General features: G+C 58.9%; 11 protein-coding genes. 3 read left to right on the top strand and 8 right to left on the bottom strand.

Going from position 1 to position 20,231, the window contains the following annotated elements; translation table 11 throughout:
• Nucleotides 1-23: 23 nt before the first annotated feature.
• Nucleotides 24-1,808: an efflux RND transporter periplasmic adaptor subunit gene (locus THTE_RS01760; protein WP_095413817.1), complete on the bottom strand. Its 1,785-nt coding sequence runs from the start codon at nt 1,806-1,808 to the stop codon at nt 24-26.
• Nucleotides 1,809-2,357: 549 nt separating this feature from the next.
• Here THTE_RS01760 and THTE_RS01755 point away from each other — a divergent pair.
• The gene (locus THTE_RS01755) at nt 2,358-3,827 is read left to right on the top strand and encodes a coiled-coil domain-containing protein (protein WP_095413816.1); all 1,470 of its coding nucleotides are present in this window, start codon (nt 2,358-2,360) and stop codon (nt 3,825-3,827) included.
• A 535-nt stretch (nt 3,828-4,362) separates the two neighbouring features.
• Here the strand turns inward: THTE_RS01755 and THTE_RS01750 are convergent.
• The 6 genes from THTE_RS01750 to THTE_RS01715 form a co-directional block, all read right to left on the bottom strand.
• Entirely contained in the window at nt 4,363-5,736 is a 1,374-nt protein-coding gene (locus tag THTE_RS01750) for a Gfo/Idh/MocA family oxidoreductase (protein WP_095413815.1), read from the bottom strand.
• Between the two features lie 790 nt (nt 5,737-6,526).
• Complete coding sequence (locus tag THTE_RS01745) at nt 6,527-8,029, bottom strand: sigma-70 family RNA polymerase sigma factor (protein ID WP_420823855.1); 1,503 nt, start codon at nt 8,027-8,029, stop codon at nt 6,527-6,529.
• Between the two features lie 1,277 nt (nt 8,030-9,306).
• Nucleotides 9,307-10,824 carry a tRNA uracil 4-sulfurtransferase ThiI gene (thiI, locus tag THTE_RS01735; protein ID WP_095413813.1) on the bottom strand — a complete coding sequence of 506 codons (1,518 nt, stop codon included), beginning with the start codon at nt 10,822-10,824 and terminating at the stop codon, nt 9,307-9,309.
• A 255-nt stretch (nt 10,825-11,079) separates the two neighbouring features.
• A complete protein-coding gene (locus THTE_RS01725; RefSeq protein WP_157731618.1) occupies nt 11,080-11,970 on the bottom strand; it encodes an alpha/beta hydrolase in 891 nt (296 codons plus the stop codon).
• Between the two features lie 32 nt (nt 11,971-12,002).
• Nucleotides 12,003-12,866 (bottom strand): branched-chain-amino-acid transaminase, encoded by an 864-nt coding sequence (gene ilvE, locus THTE_RS01720; RefSeq protein WP_095413810.1) that lies wholly within the window; start codon nt 12,864-12,866, stop codon nt 12,003-12,005.
• Nucleotides 12,867-13,299: 433 nt separating this feature from the next.
• Nucleotides 13,300-14,964 (bottom strand): RNA polymerase sigma factor RpoD/SigA, encoded by a 1,665-nt coding sequence (locus tag THTE_RS01715; RefSeq protein WP_237260182.1) that lies wholly within the window; start codon nt 14,962-14,964, stop codon nt 13,300-13,302.
• Nucleotides 14,965-15,820: 856 nt separating this feature from the next.
• Between THTE_RS01715 and THTE_RS01710 the strand changes: the two genes are divergently transcribed.
• Entirely contained in the window at nt 15,821-16,903 is a 1,083-nt protein-coding gene (locus tag THTE_RS01710) for a sugar phosphate isomerase/epimerase family protein (RefSeq protein ID WP_237260181.1), read from the top strand.
• 58 nt (nt 16,904-16,961) lie between these two features.
• Here the strand turns inward: THTE_RS01710 and THTE_RS01705 are convergent, their stop codons facing one another.
• Nucleotides 16,962-18,371, bottom strand: a complete 1,410-nt coding sequence (locus THTE_RS01705) for an alpha-L-fucosidase (RefSeq protein WP_095413809.1) — start codon at nt 18,369-18,371, stop codon at nt 16,962-16,964.
• A 721-nt stretch (nt 18,372-19,092) separates the two neighbouring features.
• On the opposite strand from THTE_RS01705, the gene mnmA reads away from it, so the two are divergent.
• Nucleotides 19,093-20,229, top strand: coding sequence for a tRNA 2-thiouridine(34) synthase MnmA (gene mnmA, locus THTE_RS01700; RefSeq protein ID WP_095413808.1), 1,137 nt, complete (start codon nt 19,093-19,095; stop codon nt 20,227-20,229).
• Nucleotides 20,230-20,231: the final 2 nt, after the last annotated feature.

Raw genomic sequence — 20,231 nt, 5'->3', positions numbered from 1 at the left:
AGTCGATCACTCTGCTTGATCTGTCAGTTCGAGCTTGCAGGTTTGTCGAGCAGGATTTCCTCACCCTCTTTGAGTCCGCTGAGAATTTCGATTTTGTCACCCACCTGCTCGCCGACCTTCACCGGTCGCTTCTCCTGGGTGTCGCCTTTCACGACATAGACGTACCGCTGTTCAGGATCGAGGTCTTCCGCGAACACGGCCTTCGCCGGAACGACCAGGGCATCCTCCCGAACATACACAAAGAAGCGGACCTTTCCACCCATGGCCGGAGCCAACGGCAAAGGTTTCTTGGGGAGGTCCAGCTCCGCCAGGACTTCAAACTGGTTGGGGGCGACAGGGATATGATCAACCTTTGTGACAGCGGCCGGGATTGCCAGGTCAGGGAGAACTGTCGGCTTGAAAACTCCCTCCCGACCGGGTTCCATCCACCGCAGGTCCTCCTCGCCGATTTTGAAGCGAACGGTGGCCGGTGGGAGATGGACCACCGTCATGATGACATCTCCCTTGGAGACCGAGCCACCCGGTCGGAGCTTGCTTTGCAGGGTGCTTGCTCCCGACCATTCTCCACGATTGAACTGGCCATAGTAGACAACGCCATCGCAGGGGGATTTGATTTCAAACAGGGCACGATCAGCCCGGAGTTTTGCCATCCGGTCTTTCGCCCGCTCGAGATCGGTGCGGAGTTGCTCGACGGTCATCCGCTGCTGGAAAAGCAACGATGGCAGATTGATGCGGGACCGCTCAGCTATAAATGACGCCAGCTCGAGGTCCCGGCGGGCGTCTTCATCGCGCCGGGCAAGGTCCATTGTGTGGAACCGTTCATAGCGATCCTTCTCCACCTGATAATAGAACTCCGCGCGTTCGACAGCCTGGCGCTGCCGTTTGAGGATGAACTCCTCGGTTTCTTCAACCAGATCATCTGCCTTGTACATCTTTTCCAGTTGGCGGAGTTCTTCCCTGGCGGATTCGAGTGACCATTCAGCGGCCTTGAGATTCATTTCATAGTTGCGAATCAACAGGTCGCGCTCTTTGGAGAAATAGCGCTCCGTGTCTTCTTTGGTGATCTTGAGATTGCGTTCCACAGTCGCCAAATCGAAGGGAACAGTCTTCTCCATGAGGGCGAGGAGTCGCTCAGCATCCTTGAGGGACTGTTCGGTGGAGCGGAGTGTTCGTTCCTGGTCAGCGATCGCGCGATCGACGTCCTCCGTCTCAAATCGGATGAGCACATCTCCCTGACGGACCTCCTGTCCGTGGTCTACAACTTCCTTCACCTGGAAGCTCGACCAGGTTTTGGCATCCAGGCGAATCTCCACCGGATCGCGCGGTTGCAGCGTGGCGGTGTACGTTTTTTCGATCTTGATCAGTTCGCGTTTCGCTTTATAACGCTCTGGCCGCGGTGGGGCGGGCGCCTGAGCGGCAGGGGCAGGTCTCGCCTGTTCTGCCGGTTTGGCCTGAGGCTGCGCGGGCTGGGCCTGTTCAGGTTTACTGGCCTGGCCGGACTCTCCCTCGGCCTTGGCGGCTTCGCCGGACGGAGCCTGCTTCGCGTGGGCCGGGGCATGAGATTCCGCTTTGGGAGCGGGTTTGTGTTCCTCCGCCTCGTGCTTTTCCTCCTTGTTTTGTTTTTCCTCATCCTGATCCTCGGCCTCTTCGAAAACAGCGTGCGATCCAGCGGGTGCGAGGGCCTCACGGTCGTGTTTTTCAACCGTGCTGCCCGAGGCGGCCGCCGCAAAAATCACGGTGAAGCTGATGGCCCATATTCCTCCGAGCACTGTAACGATGCCGCGCGCTTGACTGACGGTGAGACACATTGCAGGGTAACCTCCGCTCAGGATAAACAATCTTGTCAACGACGCAAACTGAAACCTCGGCCGCGACGAAAGGAGAATGATTCCCCGTCCGAGCAGCCATGAGAGTTATTCACACGTGTCTTCCGCATCCGGGTTCCGAAGAATGGTCTAGGAAAGCATAGGATACCGATCTGGTGCAGGCCAGGAACAACGAACCGGCAGTGTCTCCAACCGCAAAGAGTTCCGCCGGTGATTGTTCTATCATAGCCAGTCCAAAGGCGCTTGCCATGGTATTTGTAAAAATTTTTCCATGTTGTACAGTCTCCCTGGACCTGCCATTTTCATCCGACACAGGTCTCCCTTCGCAAAATTGCTCTGCAGACAGACCAAAGCTTGCACTGCCCACAAAACTCCCCTTTTCTTCCAGGATTACCCGAAGATTTTGGAAAACTTTGACGATTCTAACGATTAGCCCGAGTTGTCCGGTTCGATTCGAACTGCCGCTTGGGTCAAATGCAGTAACCGACGTTTTGCAGGTGCGTGGCTTCCCAGTGAGACAGCGACTTGAGCATGTTCGACCCGAGGAGTGAGCAGAGAACGGCCGTTCCAGAGAAGGAATCGCTCGCCAGCGAGGCGACGCCGGTCGGGCCTGAGCTCATGGTCTCCGCCCGAATCGACCCTGCTCATTCGTCTGGGCCGGAACCCAACTCCGCCACTCACAACCGCGTCGAAGAGTCGGCCGATCATTCCGAAGAAAACACCTCCCCTGCGGGAACCGGGGCAGTTCCGGACCTTCTTCTGGAAACCGAAGGGCCAGGTGACATTCCGGTCACGCAGGAGCGTCTCCGCCGACAGGCACGGCAACTGGCTGAGTATCTGCGGCGTCGCCAGGCGGATCTCGACCGCCGGGAGGCCCGGTTGAACGCGCAGCTCGCCCAATTGGAAAACGACCTGCGGGCAAGTCGCCTTTTGCTGGCGGAGCGTCTCGCGGAATGGGAAGAGAAACGACGGGCTTTGGCGGATGAGGCGGCGGCCGTTGCCCGTCGCCGGGCCGACCTGGGAGAGCGCGAGGAGCAACTCCAACAGCGGGAATCTCTCATCGCGCAATGGGAAGAAACCCTCCGCCGCCGCGAACAGGAGCTGCGGGAGCGGGAAGAGGAACTTGAACGCCGCAGAAAAGACCTGCTGCACCGAGAAGCCTCCGTCCGTCTGCGAGAAGAGGATCTCACGGCCCTGGCGGTCCTTGTGGAGCCGAACTCGGCGACACCGCCTGAGGCTGTGCCCGGTTCCGGCCAGAGGCCGTCCCATTATGAGGAGGCCGAGTTACGTCAGTTGCTGGAGGAAGCCAGAACCTTGCTCAAGGAACTGCGGGAGGCACGTAAACGTTTCCGGCAGGAAGAGCGGCAATGGCGACGTCAGTGGGCAGAGGACCAACGGCGGGCCCTGGCCGAACTCGAAGAGCAAAAAGAAGCGATTCGGCGTCGCGGTCAAACCCTCGCCCAATTTCATGAAGAACTCGTTCAGCTTCGGCGGGAAATCGAGGCCAAACAACTGGCGGCGCTGGAACACCACCTGGCCGCTCGGGAGGTGATCGCCGCAGTTGATCCGGACAAAGTTGCAGAGATTACCCAGAAAATCCTTTCCCTTCGCAAAGAGCGCGAGGCTCTTCTGCGGGAACAAGCGGAAGAGCAGCAGCACAAGGAACAGCAACTTGCCGAACTCCATCATCAAACAGAAGAGCTTTTGAAACAGGTTCGCGAGGAAAAGGCCCGCCTGGAAACCGCCATTGCCGCACGATGGGAGGAACTCGACCAACTGGCCCAGCAGTTGACCGATCAAAAACGCAGGCTGGCCGAGCAGGCAGCGCGGCTTGCTGAAAAGGAACACGCGTGGCGGCTGCACCGGCTCGGCTACCGGACCCAGATCAGGGAACTCCGCCGCCAGTTGCGGGAAAAGACCGAACGCGGCTCTACCACCGCCTCGTCCCCGCGGCGGAATGCTTCCGGTACATCAACCTTCTCCGCCGGTTCCCAGGATTGACGGCAAATGTGTCAGCCATTCTTTTTTTGAGGCGATAAAAAACGGGACCTAACCACACGGGTCAGATCCCGCCGAATCATTTTGCCGCTTTTATCACGAATCAAGGGCACCGGCCGACAGCGGTGCTGACACGTCCCCACTTTTCCCCAGCCGAGAGGAATGCGAACATCCAGCCGGGCTCGCGTGGAAGCGGAATTCAACCCGGACGGACCAACGGTGGGGGCAATTCATGAATTGCCCCTACCGGGGATTGTGGCGCCACATGTCTATGTGACATCGGGCACGACAAGCGTGCCCCTCCGACCTTCGGAAAACCTTTTTCGGTGGAACACGCTTCGGAGGGAGCTACTTGTCAGGCCCGTATTCGGAGGGACGTGCTTGTCACGTCCGCTTGTCAACCTTGGAAGATCAACCCCAATTCACTCGCGCTTCGGTGGGGGCAATTCATGAATTGCCCCTACAACGACCTGCGATCATGTTATCTCGGCGATCCCTGCAAAAGAGGGAACGGATCGCGTAGCGCAGCCATGTGGCATCAGTACTCGCGATCGGTCTTGATGCCGGGCATCGGCTGCGGATACATGCCGATTGCTTCATCAAACTGGACCGGAGCCGGTGAATCCTCGGTGAATTTATCGACATCCGGGGCCAGCTCATGGGGATGATTGAGGGCCTCCTCATAGGTCACGATTCGGCCGAAGTGGGCGGCCATGCGGCCCATGGTGGTTACCAGGCTGGCCTGGACGCCGCGCTCCACCTCGTTGTACGGCTGATCCTTGATGATCGCCTCGATGAGGTCCACCCATTCCATCAGGTAGGGGTTGGGTTCCGGTTGCGGGAACGCCCAGATCAGTTTGTCCTGGCTGAAATCCTGGCCGGTGAACGTGCGGACCCGGCCGGGTGTGTGGGCGGATGTGGAGATGATGCAGCAGCCCTTCGTCCCGTGGCCGTAGCTGGCGAACTCGTTGTGGCAGCCGGCCATCTGTCGGCCAAAGTAGAAGAGTTTTGTTCCGTCGGGATAGGTGTATTCCACGGAGTAAGTGTCGAAATTCTGATCGACGGCATCGCCGCGATAATGTCGGCCACCGAGGGCGTGGGCCTTGACAGGCCAGGCGCCCTTCATCCAGGAGCATTCGTCGATCTGGTGGATGTAGAAATCGCTGTACACGCCGCCGCTGGCCCAGATGAAACTGTGGAACTGCCGGATCTGGTAGCGGAGTTCGCTGATGTTATCGGGTTTGCGGCGGATATTGGCAGCGGGGCCACCCATCCGATAAGCATGGAGGAACTGGATTTCCCCGATTTCGCCATCTTCAATTCGCTTCTTCAATTCCTGACGTCCCCGACAGTGACGCACCATCAACCCGACACCGACTTTGAGATTCTTCTCCACCGATTTTTTGCCGAGCTCGAACATCCGCCGTGACGTGGGACCATCGACGGTGACGGGCTTTTCCATAAACACATTGAGGCCTTTTTCGATGGCGTAGGTGAAGTGCACCCAGCGGAAGGCGGGGGGAGTGGCAAAAATGGCGACGTCGCCCGGGCGCAGGCAGTCCATGGCCTTCTTATACGCATCGAATCCCACGAACAGGCGGTCCTCGGGAACATCAACCTGATCGGGGAACCGTTCCTTGAGGTTCTTGTGGTTGCGGGTGACGCGGTCCTCGAACACATCCGCCATGGCCACCAGTTTGATGGGCACGTTCAGAATCTTCTGGACCGACATGGCGTCGCCAGCGGCCCCTGTTCCCCGACCGCCGCATCCGATGAGAGCGAGCTGGATGGTGTTGTTTTCCGCAGCGTGGACAGCGGGAATGGCTGTTCCTGCCAGGGCGGAAAGAGCGGCGACCTGGCCTGTCGTCTTGAGGAAGTTCCGTCGCGTCGTGCCGTGGGTCATGTCGTTCATGCTGATCCTCCCGTCGTTCATCATGATAGGGCTACAAGACACGCCATTGGCAGTTCTGAAATCTTACCGAAAGCAGCAGGCAATATTGCCGCGGGATGGCCCGGTGCGGGGACTTGCCAGTCCATGCAATTCAATCGGAGAGCACGGAACGTGTGGCCAAAACCGATGGATTCATTGTCGCCGGTGAGGGGCGGCTGTCAATAGAGAGGAGGTGGTGAAGGCTAAAGCCTTCACGAAAAAAGCGGCGATGAATCGCCGCACTCCATATGGAGTGCGGGGCTTTAGCCCCGCTTTCGGCGCGGGACTTCAGTCCCCGGCGAAAGCGAATGGATGATCCAACGTTCAAACGGCGGACCTGACAAGCAGGTCCCTCCGAGGGGAAGCGGGCGTGACAAGCACGTCCCTCCGAAGATGCCGACCCGACAAGCGGGTCCCTCCAATTATGTGGACCTCCATTGTGTGGATTGGAGGATCGGGTTCCACCGCGACCGGTAGTCCGTTTCCATCCGGATCAACGCCAAGGTGGTGAAGGCTAAAGCCTTCACCGAAAAGCGGCGATAAATCGCCGCACTCCATGGAGTCAAACGGCGGACCTGACAAGCAGGTCCCTCCGGAGCCAAGGGCGCTTCAGGAGTCGTTCCGACCGCATATGAGGGAGAATCTGCGCTTTTTCTCGCCGTATCGTGGCGCGGGGCGGATTGCTGAGTGCTACGGTCCAATAAGAAAGGGCCCGTGCCGGCCTTTATGCCGACGGACGGGCCGCCTGTCGTCTTGCCCAGATGGAAAATCCTCAATCGAGGAAGCCCACCAGCTCCTGGCTGCGGGAGGGCTGCTGCAGCTTGCGAACGGCCTTCGCTTCAATCTGGCGGATTCGTTCGCGGGTCACCTTGAAGATGTGACCGACTTCCTCCAAGGTGTAGCAGTAGCCGTCCCCCAGGCCGTAACGGAGTTTGATGATTTCCCGCTCGCGGTAGCTCAGTGTCTTGAGCACTTTATTGATCTTTTCGCGGAGCATATCCAGGGTGGCCCCGTCGAGCGGGTTCTCCGCGGAGGTATCCGGGAGGAGATCGCCGAAATGGCTGTCCTCGCTGTTACCAACCGGCCGATCGAGACTGATCGGATACCGGTTCATGGTGAGGACGCGCCGGGTTTCCTCGGCCTTGGCGTCGGCCGCCGCCGCCATTTCTTCCAGTGTCGGTTCATGACCGAGGTCCTGATAGAGCTTGCGGGAAACGTTACGGACGCGGCTCATCGTCTCGGCCATGTGGACCGGGATGCGAATCGTGCGGCTTTGATCGGCGACCGCCCGGGTGATCGCCTGCCGAATCCACCACGTGGCGTACGTGCAGAACTTGAAGCCCCGGCGATACTCGAATTTGTCCACCGCCCGCATCAAACCGGCATTCCCTTCCTGAATCAGGTCCAGGAAGCTGAGTCCCCGGTTGCGGTATTTCTTGGCGATGGACACCACCAACCGGAGGTTGCCCTTCGACAGCTCCTGCTTGGCCTCCATATATTCGGCGTAGACCTTTTTCACATAGGCCACGCGGTTCCGCAGACTGGTTGGGGTTTCCTGGGTGAGGCGGAGAATATCGCGGTATTCCTTGATCCACGGTTCCCGTTCCTTGTAGGGACGGCCGGCCTTGACGTGCTCCGTGATGCGGGCCTTCAACTCATCGACCCGACGACTGAACTCTTCGAGGGCCTTGATCATCGGCTCCAGCCGCTGGGTGCGCAGACCGAGTTCTTCGGCGAGGCGAACTGCCCGCCGCCGGGATCGACCCAATCGCCGCCAGGCCGCTCGCCGCTCTTCCATGGGCTTGGACTTGCTCAGGGCCGTGAGATAATCCCGGCGATTCCGCTTCAGGATGGCCTGGAGCGTCTTGAGATTGTGGGGCAATCGGCCGAGGATCTGCTGCTTTTCCAGATGGTCCGTCACCGAGACCTGAACCGTCCGATCGAAGGGCAGTTTGCCCTCGTCCACCCGCACAAATGTCCGCACTGCCTGTTGCAGGACATAGTCACACTCCATGAGTTTGCGGCGGAACTTAGCGCGGGTGATCTCGATTTTCTTGGCCAGGGCGATTTCCTGCTGCCGTGTGAGGAGCGGGATCTCTCCCATCTGGGTGAGGTACATGCGGACGGGATCGTCGGACCAGGACTCCTCTTCCTCGGCGGTGAGCGGGGCCTCTTCGTCGTCCTCGTCGGCCTCGGCCGCTGCCCGACAGGCCTCCTCGTTCAGTTCATCCTCATCTTCGAGGTCCTCCTCGTCCGGCGCGTACGACTCAGCCATTTCCAACAGTGCCCCCTCGTGGAGCTCAAGCTCCTCTTCATCCTCCATTGGGCGCAATTCCAGATCGTCAAACAGGTGATCGGCTTCGTACAAGGCCATGACTCCTCCAGAACTACTTTCTAACCACCCTGACAACGTGACTGACTCCTCACCACACACCGCGTGCAACCCGGCGAACAGGGAGCTACGGCGAAGGTGTTCTCATGCAATCGCCGGGAAGGGATGATGCGCCGTTGCCACTGCTGATGGAACACTGGCTGAGGGACCCTCATTCTTGGATCACTCGAATCGATGGATTCCCCGCACTCCCCGCAGGCACACACACTCCGCGCGCACCTCCCGGCAGCAGTCGGAGCAGATCAGCATCCGGATGAGCGGGGCTTAGCCTCCCATGAGTTCTGGTCCCGAATCGCGTTCTCGCCAACACGATTCCACATCAGCACTGGAACGGCCGTGCCCCAAATGTTCTTTAAGGCGGGACTGGTTATAAATTGAGTTGACCCGCGTGCCTCTGAGACCAAGGCTGGGTTCGCAATGGGGCCCGTCGCTCAATTCTACACAAAAACTGGCCGATGTCCAGCGTTAAAATCGAAATTCTCGCTCCTCCCTGACCGTGCTCCGCTCGCAAAAGCCGCAAAAAGCCGGGACCTTCGCTTGCCTTCTCAGCCTCCGCGAGCTATACACATTTCCCTACGCAAAATGTCCGTCTCATGCTCGCCAATTTTCACAAGCACCCTGCCCCTCGTTCTGCCCTTGCCCGCACCGGTTTGCCCAAGCTTATTCCCTATTTATCCGACTCCCCGCCCTTCCCAGATTAGGGACGCTGTTTCCCAACGGAACATCTTACCCGGTGTGCCGACGATTTTTCTCAGAGAACCCGGCAAGGGTTTTCGCTCGCCCGAGTGCCGTTCGGCGTGGCATCAGGTTGCCGTGCTCTCCCAACTTGCCCGGCTTTTGAAGGTTTCCCCGGGCATGACAAGCGTGCCCCTCCGAATGGCCCGGAGGGACCTGCTTGTCAGGTCCGTTGCTCCACGCTGGATAATCCAACCCCATTTCTCACTGGGCACGACAATCGCTCACCGATAGGGGCAATTCATGAATTGCCCCTACCCGGGCTTATGACCTCTCCTGGCCAAGTGACACCGGGCACGACAAGCGTGCCCCTCCGATTTTCGGAGGGACCTGCTCGTCAGGTCCGCTTATTAGCGCCGGATGATCCATTTCGCCTCACCGGGCAGCGCGAGCGCGACCCTGCGGGTGTTGTGTCCGTCCGACCTTCAGGGCTCTTCGCAAGCTTCGCCTGAAGCTCTCACCGCCACTGGCGGGTGGTTCTCGCAATAGGCTTTGAGAGCCGGTGTCCCGCCCTTGAAGGAATAGGCTTCGTAACCTGCCCGCTGCATGACTTCCGCCACGTAAGCCGTTTGCAGCCCCTGCGGGCAGTAAAGTACATACACCCGATTTCGGTCCAATTGGCTGAATTGCTTGAGTAGATCCCAGGGATCCACATGCCGGGCACCTGGATAATGCCATTGCCGATACGCAGTCTCGGGCTGGCAGTCGATGACCTCGGCCCCATCAGGAACGGTCTCCGTGAACAGATACGGGAGGACCACCTCCGAGGCGGAAAGGCTGCGCAAATCGTACTCCTCCACCCGCTCCACTGCCTGGTGCAGCACGGCGAGATCGATTTTCGCCATCTCCCGATCGAGCGTCTCCGAGGACGCCCCCGTTACTGGATGGTCCGGCGTGAGGGCACAGTATTCCCGCACACGTTCCGATAGAGTGGCCGTTCCGATCCGCCGGGCCAGATGGATGATCTCCTCCTTATCGTAGGTGAGCAAGGGTCGTAAGACCGGCAACTCGCTACCCGCCTCGATCGCCGCCAGGTTCTTCAGCGTCTGTGAGGAGACCTGACCGATCGACTCGCCCGTCACCAGGGCCACCGCTCCGCTTCGTCGGGCGACCAGGGCCCCCGCTTGATACATCAGCCGTTTGAGAACGATCTGCCAGTACGAAGACCGCGTCTTTTGCCGCATTTCGATGACGACGTCGGTGAACTCGACCGAGTAGAATCGTGGATGCGTGCCGTAACTCCAGTTGTCGGAAAGGACCTTGGCCACCTGAACCACGGCTCGCTCGTAGGCTTTTCCGCCCAGATTGCAGAACACGTAATCGACCGCCGCACCGCGGCGCATGATCAGCCAGGCAGCCACCGCCGAGTCGAAACCCCCTGAGATCAGTACGAGGGCTTTTCCCTGACTGCCGATTGGCAATCCGCCAAGGCCGCGGAGCGTCTCCGCATAGAGAAAAGCCCTGTCCTCCTGGATATCAACGTGGACGGTGATCTCGGGTTGGGTCAGGTCCACTTTAAGTGCAAATGGCCGCAGCTCGGCACCCAGGGCCACTTCCACATCCCGGGAGCGAAAGGGATGATTTCCCGTCCGTCGCGCCCGCACGGCAAACCGTTTTCCCCGCACTAGTTCGGCGAAGGCTTCCACGCCCAGGCGGACGATCTCGTCCAGCTCCGCCTGACTAACCCTTTCGATGGGTACAATCGACCCGATCCCTGCGACGCGGCACAGGACTTCGGCAGCCTGTCCTGGAGCGGTTGTCTCGACAAAATAGGTATTCCATGCTCCGGAAATGCGGTACGTCAGCCCATGACTTTCCAGTGCGTCCGTGAGATTGTGCACCAGTTCCTGCTGAAGCCGACGGCGCGTGCGGTTGGATTTGAGGGTGAACTCCGCCGATGGCCGCAGCATGAGGATTGAAAATGGGGCGTGGTTCACTGTCATGAATTCTCGCAAAGTTCGACTGGTGACCGAAAACCGAGAAAAACCAGAACAAGGATGCCGCCCGTCCGCGCCCCATTGTATTCACCGGGGCCAATCTGCTGCCCTGCCACATTCTTCAGAGCCCCGGCCGGGGAAATTTTCTTGCCGGGCGTTGGAGGGGCACTGTGGAAAAACCAAGCCAAATGGATGCGGTGATGACCGCAAACGGTCCTTTTATTTTCAGTGGAGTTGGGCACGTCCTGTTTCGACGGGTGATCATTCCACCCCAAGATGATGGAGCATAAACCGGCGAGTCTTTTCCAGGAGCTTGTTGCGACCTTCTCGATCGAGACAGCCGAAGTCGTGACCGCAACCTTCCAGTGCCAGAACCTCCACCGGGACGCCCGCGTTCTTCAAAGCCTTTTCAAGAAGCTGCGCCTGCTTGAACGGCACCACTCGGTCCGCTGTGCCGTGCACAAGCAGGACGGGAGGATCATCGGGCGAGACATAGGTGATCGGGGACGCTTCTCGGTGACGCTCCGGACACTCCCTGAGGGTACACCCGAGAAACGCCACAAGACTTTGTTTTTCGGTGCTTGCTTCGATGGATTCGGCATCCGACAAATCGGTCGGCCCGGCAAAGGACACCGCACATCGCACCCAGTTTTTCAACGGCTGACCATGCGAGTCAACAGCGGAAGAATCCGGCTCCATGAATGCCACCATTAAGGCCAGATGTCCCCCGGCCGATCCGCCCTCGACGCCCAACCTGTCCCGATCCAGGTGGAATTCCTCCGCATGACTTCGCAACCAGCGAATGGCATCCAGGCAGTCTTCCACGGCCGCTGGATATTTTGCCACCTGAGAAAGCCGATAATTGATCGAAAAGGCAGCGACGCCCAACTGGGCATAGGCAATTCCCCAGGCGCGGTAGCTTGACTTGTCCCCCGCCCGCCACGCCCCGCCGTGAATGAGCACGACACCCGGGCATGTACCCGCGTTTGTCGGAAGGTAGGCGTCGAGCATCAGGTCCTGGCCGTCAACGGTCTTGTAGACAATATCGGTTTTGACCGTGACACCCTGCTCGGCATGAGCTGGAAGAGGTGCCGCACACGCGAAAAACAGAGCCCCAATCGCCATTGCAAGAACCGCATGACGTCCCGTCACGGTTTCACCTCCGCGCTGGACCCGGATGCCTTTCAGCAATGATTGCGGGTAAGGCGATGGAACCGCTCCATCAGATCCCGCGTGATGGGGCCGGGTTTACCGTCCCCAATAGGACGGCTGTCGACCTTGACCACCGGAACGATCTCCGCAGCGGTGCCCGTCAGAAAACACTCGTCGGCAATGTAAACATCGTGTTTGGTCAGGGGGACTTCATGGACCTTCAACCCCGCTTCCTGGGCCAACTCGATGACCGCTGCGCGGGTAATGCCTTCCAGAATTCCCGCTTCCCGGGGCGGCGTGAACAGCTCGCCGCGTCGCACGAGGAAGATATTGTCCCCCGTGCATTCTGCCACCTCCCCTTTGTGGTTGAGCATGAGCGCCTCAATACAACCTGCCTGGAGACCCTCAATTTTTGCCAGAATGTTATTGAGATAATTGAGGGATTTGATCCGAGGGCTGAGGGCCGCCGGGTGATTGCGGACGGTGCTCACCGTGACGATCTCAAGCCCTTTTTCGTACAACTCCTTTGGGTAGAGCGAGATGTGATCGGTGATGATGATGACCTGGGGGTTGCTGCAGCGGTTCGGGTCCAGGCCCAACGTTCCCACACCCCGGGTGACAACCACCCGAATGTAGCCGTCCTCAATTCCGTTAATGCGGAGCGTTTCTTCAATGGCCCGGGCCATCTCTTCTTTGGTCATGGGGATGGTCAACCAGATGGCCTTGGCCGAATCCCAGAGGCGATCGAGGTGCTCCTTCAGGCGAAAAACTTTACCGCCGTAGCTGCGGATTCCCTCGAAGACCCCGTCACCGTACAACAGGCCGTGATCGTAAACGCTGATCTTGGCGTCTTCCTTATCGTAGTACTGTCCGTTGATGTAAACCTTCAAAGACATGGCTGAAAACCACACTGAGGTACCAAGACGGCGAATGCATTACAGCATCTTTGGAGATCCAACTGGTTTACTTTACCACAATTTTTCGCGTCCTGCGACGTCCGCCTCGGGACAATGAATCCGGGCGGTTGCTGCCATCTGGCGCGAGGTCAAAGGCGGAAGGATCGGAGGGGCACGCTTGTCGTGCCCGGTGATGAGGGATGGGTCATCAATCGGCGTTCATCGGACCCGACAAGCGGGTCCCTCCGACGTTGTAGGGGCAATTCATGAATTGCCCCTACCGGAATGCGAGTGAACTGGGGTGGATCATCCAGGGTTGGCAGACGGACGTGACAAGCACGTCCCTCCGAAAGCGGACCTGACAAGCACGTCCCTCCGGACAATTCGGAGGGGCACGCTCGTCGTGCCCGATACAACTCCAAATGCCGAGCGCTCAGAGTTCGGCTTCCAGGCCGGGATCGGGGGTGAGTTGTCCCCGGGCGACCAGAGCGTCGATGAAGCCCGCCAGCTTTCGCGATCGAACCGGATGCCGGAGCTTGCGAATGGCTTTGGCCTCGATTTGCCGCACCCGTTCCCGTGTGATGCCAAAAATCTTGCCCACTTCTTCCAGGGTGTAGGCGTACCCATCAGCCAGCCCGTAGCGCAGGCGAATGATTTCTCTTTCTCGATAGGTCAGTTCGGCCAGGGCCTCGTTGATGGATCTTTTGAGAAGCTCGAAGTTCATTTCATAGAGGGGGTCATCTTCCCGATAGTCGGCGAGAAATTCACCCAGGTAGCTCTCTTCCTGTTCGCCGACTGGCTGATCGAGAGAAAGCGGTTGATGGCTCATGCGAAGGATGCTCCGCACCTCTTCCACCGGCATTCCCAGGGCCTGGGCGGTTTCGTCCAGACTGGGGACAATCCCCCGATCCTGGGCCAGTTTGCGGGCCATGGCATGGATTCGCCCGCATACGTCCAGCATGTGCACCGGCATGCGGATGGTGCGACTCTGATCGGCAATCGCCCGGGTAATCGCCTGCCGAATCCACCATGTGGCGTAGGTAGAGAATTTGAATCCCCGAGCGTACTCGAACTTGTCCACCGCCCGCATCAGACCGGTATTGCCTTCCTGAATCAAATCGAGGAAGCTGAGGCCCCGATTGCGGTAGCGCTTGGCAATGGAGACGACGAGGCGGAGGTTTCCCGCCGAGAGATAGCGCTTGGCGGCCTCGTACTCCTCGGCATACCGCATGACGGCCGCCAGATGATTGCGGAGCGTGGTGGGGCTTTCCAGCGTCAACCGCATGAGCTGCCGGAGTTCGCGCCGCAACTCCTTTTCCCAGGGTGTCTCGGGCGTGCCGCGAAGGGCCTTCAGATCCTGGATGATGGCATCCATCCGCTGGGAGATCCTGGTGAGGCGATCCAGCAGCGGCTGCAATTTTTGTGTTCTCAGATCGAGCTCTTCGACCAGTCGCACGGCACGGAATCGCCGCGCCATCAGGCGGCGTCGAGCAGCCCGCCGCTCCTCCATCGGCAATCGGCGGTTCATCATCTGGGCGAAGTCCCGCCGATTTCGCCGCTGGATTTCCTGGAGCGTTCGCAAATTGGGTTCCAGCAACCGAGTGATGTGCCGCTTGCCCCGCAGATTGGTGACCGAGACGTCCATCGTGCGATCGAGGCGGAGGCGGCCATCCCGGACGTTTTTCAGCAGTTCGATGGCGGCATTGAGAATGAAATCGGTGGCCAGCATCGCGTAGCGGAATTTCCGGCGTGCCCGCTCGATCTGCTTGGCCGCCCGAATCTCATCCCGCCGGGTCAACAGGGGAATTTCCCCCATCTGCATCAGGTAGATGCGGACGGGGTCGTCAATCCGGTCGTCCTGGCCGGTGGATTCGGCGTCCAGATCGCTCTCTCCGGCATCCTCCGGATCGAGTGCCTCTTCGTCGTCGGCCAATTCGTGGGTGGAGTGGCTGGCCCCATCCAGCTCAAAAAGGTCTTCATCGAAGGTCTCGTCGTGGATGTGATCCCCGGCGGCAGCGGTCGAGTTCTGGTCCTCGTCCAGCAAGCTGGGGTCGAGAGCCTCAAGCAATACGTCGGGATGAACCGATTCGCCGTTCACGCCCCTGTCGGGCGCGACCTCCGAGGTGGTTTTGCCCGCAACGCGGGCAAGCTCTGTGCGGTGACCATTGACCTTACCGGTTCGAGGCCCGCGGGCAACGGAATGCGGTTTGTGATGGCTGGCTCTAGGCAAGGTGCTGTCCTCAACAGGCAAGGGACCCAAAGGTGCTCACACGACGCGAACCTGCTTTGCCTGATGAAGGAGGGAGCACATCCAATGCCCGAGCATCCTTGCGGGACGTGCTCGATTACGTAAGTTATTTCTGGAAAGTCACTTACAACTTGATTTCCGTGTCAGCTAAACAGCCAGTTGGCCACTGATGTTTCAAAATCACAACATGGCAACACCACCCAATTACGGGGGAGAACACAGGGTGTACTTATCAGCGCATGGGGATCGCACGGCAAGTTCGGAGTTACCCGTTTCATCACCCGATTCCGCGACTGGCCAAATCGAAAGACTTACCCTCACATCGCGCCCCAACTTTTCCAATCGCATCGGCCCGGCCTGCACCGTACGCCACAAAATCGCCATTTTTGGAATAATTCGAACGACCGCATTATCTTAGCGGTCTTCACAAAGTCGGTCAACTGGGATAAATGGATAAAGCACAAATATTGCAAGATTTAGAAAAATCGACCAGCAAGTGATGAAGGGGGCGACCTAACGGGCGGGAATTGTCGTGGGTAAAACAGCCGCCATGGAAGGCGGCCGTCCGACTGCGCGCATCTTGCTTGCGTTTCTCGTCAGCCTAAAATGAGGGCGTTCCCGGGCTTGGCTGGAAATGAGTCAACCGACCGCACAGCGTTCCACCCATGTCTTATCCCGGCATCAACCTACAAAAGGAGCACGCCTTATGATCACGCCCGAGCCTGTACCTCGCGCGAACGAAAAGGGTACTTGCGGCAATCTTGAGCCGGTGGGTAGCCGCGAACTGCTTCCACGACGCGAGATGTTGAGTTACATGGCCGCTTTCGGCGGGGCCTTTTTAGCCGCTCAGGGCCTCGTGTCACCGGGTGAGGCGGCCGAGGATCCGGCCCCAACCCAGGCCAAACGTGCTCCAGGTAAGCGATATGACATGAAAAAATCGATCAACCTCTGGGCACTGCCGTATCCCAGTAAAATGTCCCTCCGAGAGTGTCTGGAGCTGTGCAAGGAAGCCGGATTCGACGGGGTGGAACTCAATTACGCCCTGGAAGGCGATCTCACGCCGGAAACTTCGGACGCTGCTGTCCGCGACGTGGCCCGCCTGGTCCGCCAGATCGGCCTTGAAGTGAGCGGCCTGTGTTCGTTTCTCTTCTGGCCCTACTCATTCACCCACGAAGATCCCCAGCGCCGTCAGAGAGGCATCGAGCTGGCCGTGGATATGATTCGCACGGCAAGGCTGCTGGAGACCAAGAATCTTCTCGTGATTGCCGGATCGACCTACGTGCCGTGGTTGCCGGACGACCCACCTGTCCCCTTCGAGGTATGCGACCAGCGTGCCCGCGAGGCCCTTCGCAAACTGATCCCCGTGGCCGAACAGGCGGGGATCTCTTTGAACGTGGAAAACATCTTTATGAACGGCTACCTGCATAGCCCGCAGGAACTGGCCGCCTTTGTGGACAGCTTTGGCTCGTCCGCGGTGGGAGTTCACTTTGATACAGGCAACATCGCCCAGTATCACTTTGCCGAGTACTGGATTCCCATCCTCGGCAAGCGAATTCGCAACGTTCACCTCAAGGAAGCATCGAAAAAGGTGAACGAATTCAACCTGCACACGTTCCGGCCGTTGCTCGACGGCACCACCAACTGGCCCGCCGTCCTCGAAGCACTGGACAGCGTGGGCTACCGGGGATACCTGACGTTCGAGTACTTCAACCCCTATCCCCACTGGCCGGAAGCCCTCGTGTTCCACACCTCGGACGCCCTCGATCGGATGCTCGGGCGAAAATCGTAGTCAGTCCACCGCGAACAATCGGCAGGTGGACCAGTCCTGATTTGTCCACCGTGGGGATCTAATCCGCCTGGGGCGTTCCCTTGACATCCACGCAAATCACGGTGGCCACTGGGTCGAGCGGTTTTTCGGGAAGAGCTTCCAGGACGATTTTGCCGCCATCGCGGCGGATTGTCACTTCCCGGCCGTTGGCCAAGAGAAATGCGCGGGTGACGTCGTTTTTCAGACCGGGAAGTTCCAGTCGGCCCTGTCCCGGCCAGTTAAAGACATGGAGGTACAACCGGGTTGTGCCATCATCGAGTTTCTTCTGAGTGCAGCGTCCCCAGGAAAGTTGTTTGCCCCACGGACTGGCCTGGGTGGCGTAGATCGATTCACCGTTAACCTTTAGCCATCGGCCGATGCCTTGAAGTCGTTCCACGGAGGGTGCAGGAATTTCGCCTTCCGCGGTGGGCCCCACATTGAGCAGGTAATTCCCGCCCTTGGAAGCGCAATCGATGAGGTTGCGGATCAGCGTCTCAGTACTCTTCCAATTGTGATCATCATATTTGAAGCCCCAGGTGTCGTTCATCGTCATGCAGGATTCCCAATCGACGCCGGGCAAGCCGCTTGCTGGAATTTGCTGTTCCGGGGTGCCGAAGTCTCCCACACACTGCCGTCCCTCCTGGTTCAACCCCTCCATCCCTTTGCGGCATTTTCCTACCCGATTGTTGATGATCAGCTTGGGATCGAGCTCCCGCAGAAAGGCGTAAATTTCGCGGCCGTCCTCCTCGGTGTACCAGTCAGGCCACTCGCCGTCGAACCACAGGACCTCGGGCTTGCAGCTTTCCAGCAATTCCTTGAGTTGCGCCTTCATGTAGTCCATGTATTCGCGCTTCCGGCCCTCGCGAATCCGCGTGGGATTGTAAGCGCGGTCACTTCCCCGCATCTGCGCGGGATGGTGCCAATCCATGATGGAATAGTACGTGCAGAAGTGGAGCCCCTGTTTACGGCACTCCTCCGCGAGCGGCTTGAGGAGGTCCTTGCCCCAGGGCGTGGCGTCCACCACGTCGTATGTGGTCACCTTGGAATCGAATAGACAGAACCCATCGTGATGCTTGGATGTGATGACGATGTAGCGCATTCCCGCGTCTTTGGCGATTCTCACCCACTGTGCTGGATCGTATTTCACCGGATTAAACTGTTTGGCCAGCAGTTCATATTCTTCCACCGGAATATTGGCCGTGTTCATGATCCATTCGCCGGCCCCGCCCACCGGTTGTCCCTTCCAGCGTCCTCCGGGAATCGCATAAAGACCCCAGTGGATGAACATTCCAAATCGGGCATCCCGCCACCATTTCATCCGTGCGTCGCGCTGCTCAACAGTTTCCGGCGGAATTCCCGGCGCCGACTCTGCTTTCGCCGGGGTGGCAATTCCCAGAAAGAGCAAGCCCAGCACGAGCCATCGCCTTCGCATTGCGGCAAACACTGTCATGGTTGATACCTCCCCAGATCACCGAAAATGGCCATATCGCGCAAGCTCGCGTTCCATCAAAGGGCGTCTTAAAACTGGTGGGAACAAGCGATTCAAACAGACTGACAGTGTAATCTCCGACGTGGGCCGGTGGCAACCCTCCGAGGTCCTGACCCATCCCACTTTTTGTACCGCCCTGTGAGAAGCCAACGGTTCGATGTTTGGTAGGGGCAATTCATGAATTGCCCCGACGGAAATCCGGTCCGTGGGGCGGTGCCAGATGCTTTGAAATCCTTTCGGAGGGGCACGCTTGTCGTGCCCGATGAGGAAGGATGGATAATCAGTCGATGTTCACCGGACCCGACAAGCGGGTCCCTCCGAAAACGGACGTGACAAGCACGTCCCTCCGAGGGCGGACCCGACGAGCGGGTCCCTCCGAAAAGGAGGGGCACCCTTGTCGTGCCCGATCCTGAGATGACCGGTTTCGTCGACTTACAAACAGTTCAGGCTGCCGCCAGACGACTCCGCAACGCCATCGGCTCGCAGGGCATGTTCTGCGTAGAATAACGAAGGCTCGCTCCACGACGGGGCAGGCCGGTGTCTTCCGCTGTGGATAACGTGCGGGTGATTCTTTCTGACGGCGAAGAATGCGACTGACAATCGACTTTCTTTCTCGAGTACACGTCTCAGCCATTCCTTTTGTTCCTGTTTTTATGTCGATCAACTTGAAATAGATTTCAAAATGGCTCGCGTTCTTCTGGCAATGTCCGGCGGTGTGGACAGCAGCGTCTCGGCCTATCTGCTCCGGGAGCAAGGGCACGAGGTGATCGGGGTTTTTATGCGTCACGGGATGCATTCGCCGGTCACGTGCTCGTTACCTGGCAACACACCGGGGGCACAGGCAACGGCTTCTCAGAGCGCAGCCAACGCTTTGCCCGTCCTGCGCAGTCCCAGGCAGGGATGCTGCAGTGCGGCGGATGCCGAGGACGCGCGGCGCGTCGCCGAACGTCTCGACATTCCGTTTTATGTCCTCAACTTTGAGGAGGAGTTTCGCGAGATCATCGACTATTTCGTCAACGAGTATCTCGCCGCCCGGACGCCCAACCCGTGCGTCGTGTGCAATAACCGGCTCAAGTTTGGACGTCTTTTTCAGTATGCAGACACGCTGGGGGCGGAATTCGTGGCAACCGGTCATTATGCCCGGCTGATACCCGCCGAGGATGGTTTGCCGGGCCTCTTTTGTGGTCGTGATCCTACCAAGGATCAGTCGTACGTGCTGTTTGGAATACGGCGCGAATATCTCGGTCGGCTTCTCTTTCCCGTGGGAGATTACACAAAGCAGGAAATTCGCAATATTGCGGCGAAAATCGGTTTGCGGGTGGCCGACAAGCCAGACAGCCAGGAAATCTGCTTCGTTCCCAACCAGGACCATGCGGCCTTCGTGCGGCAGTTCCGAGGGGAACGTTCCACAGCCGGAGAAATTGTGGACACCCAGGGCCACGTCGTGGGGTATCACGACGGGCTGGAGCGGTTCACCATCGGCCAGCGGAAGGGACTGAGGATTGCCTTCGGCGAGCCGCGCTACGTGGTGCGTCTGGAAGCGGACACGCGTCGCGTTGTGGTTGGAACCCGAGAAGACCTTGCCCGTTGGGAGTTGACCGCCTCAGGGGCGAACTGGCTGGTGGAACCGCCGGCAGAACCTTTCCCGTGCACGGTGAAGATTCGCTATCGGACGAAGGCCGTCCCTGCCACCGTCACGATTCTGGAAGGCGACCGGTTCCGTGTGCAGTTCCATGAGCCGTGCTATGGCGTAGCGCCAGGCCAGGCCGCCGTCTGCTATCAGGGTGAGCGCGTCCTCGGAGGCGGCTGGATCGATTGAAG

The organism is Thermogutta terrifontis, assembly GCF_002277955.1.
Classification (GTDB): Bacteria; Planctomycetota; Planctomycetia; order Pirellulales; family Thermoguttaceae; genus Thermogutta; species Thermogutta terrifontis.
This window is presented reverse-complemented; position numbering and strand designations above follow the sequence as displayed.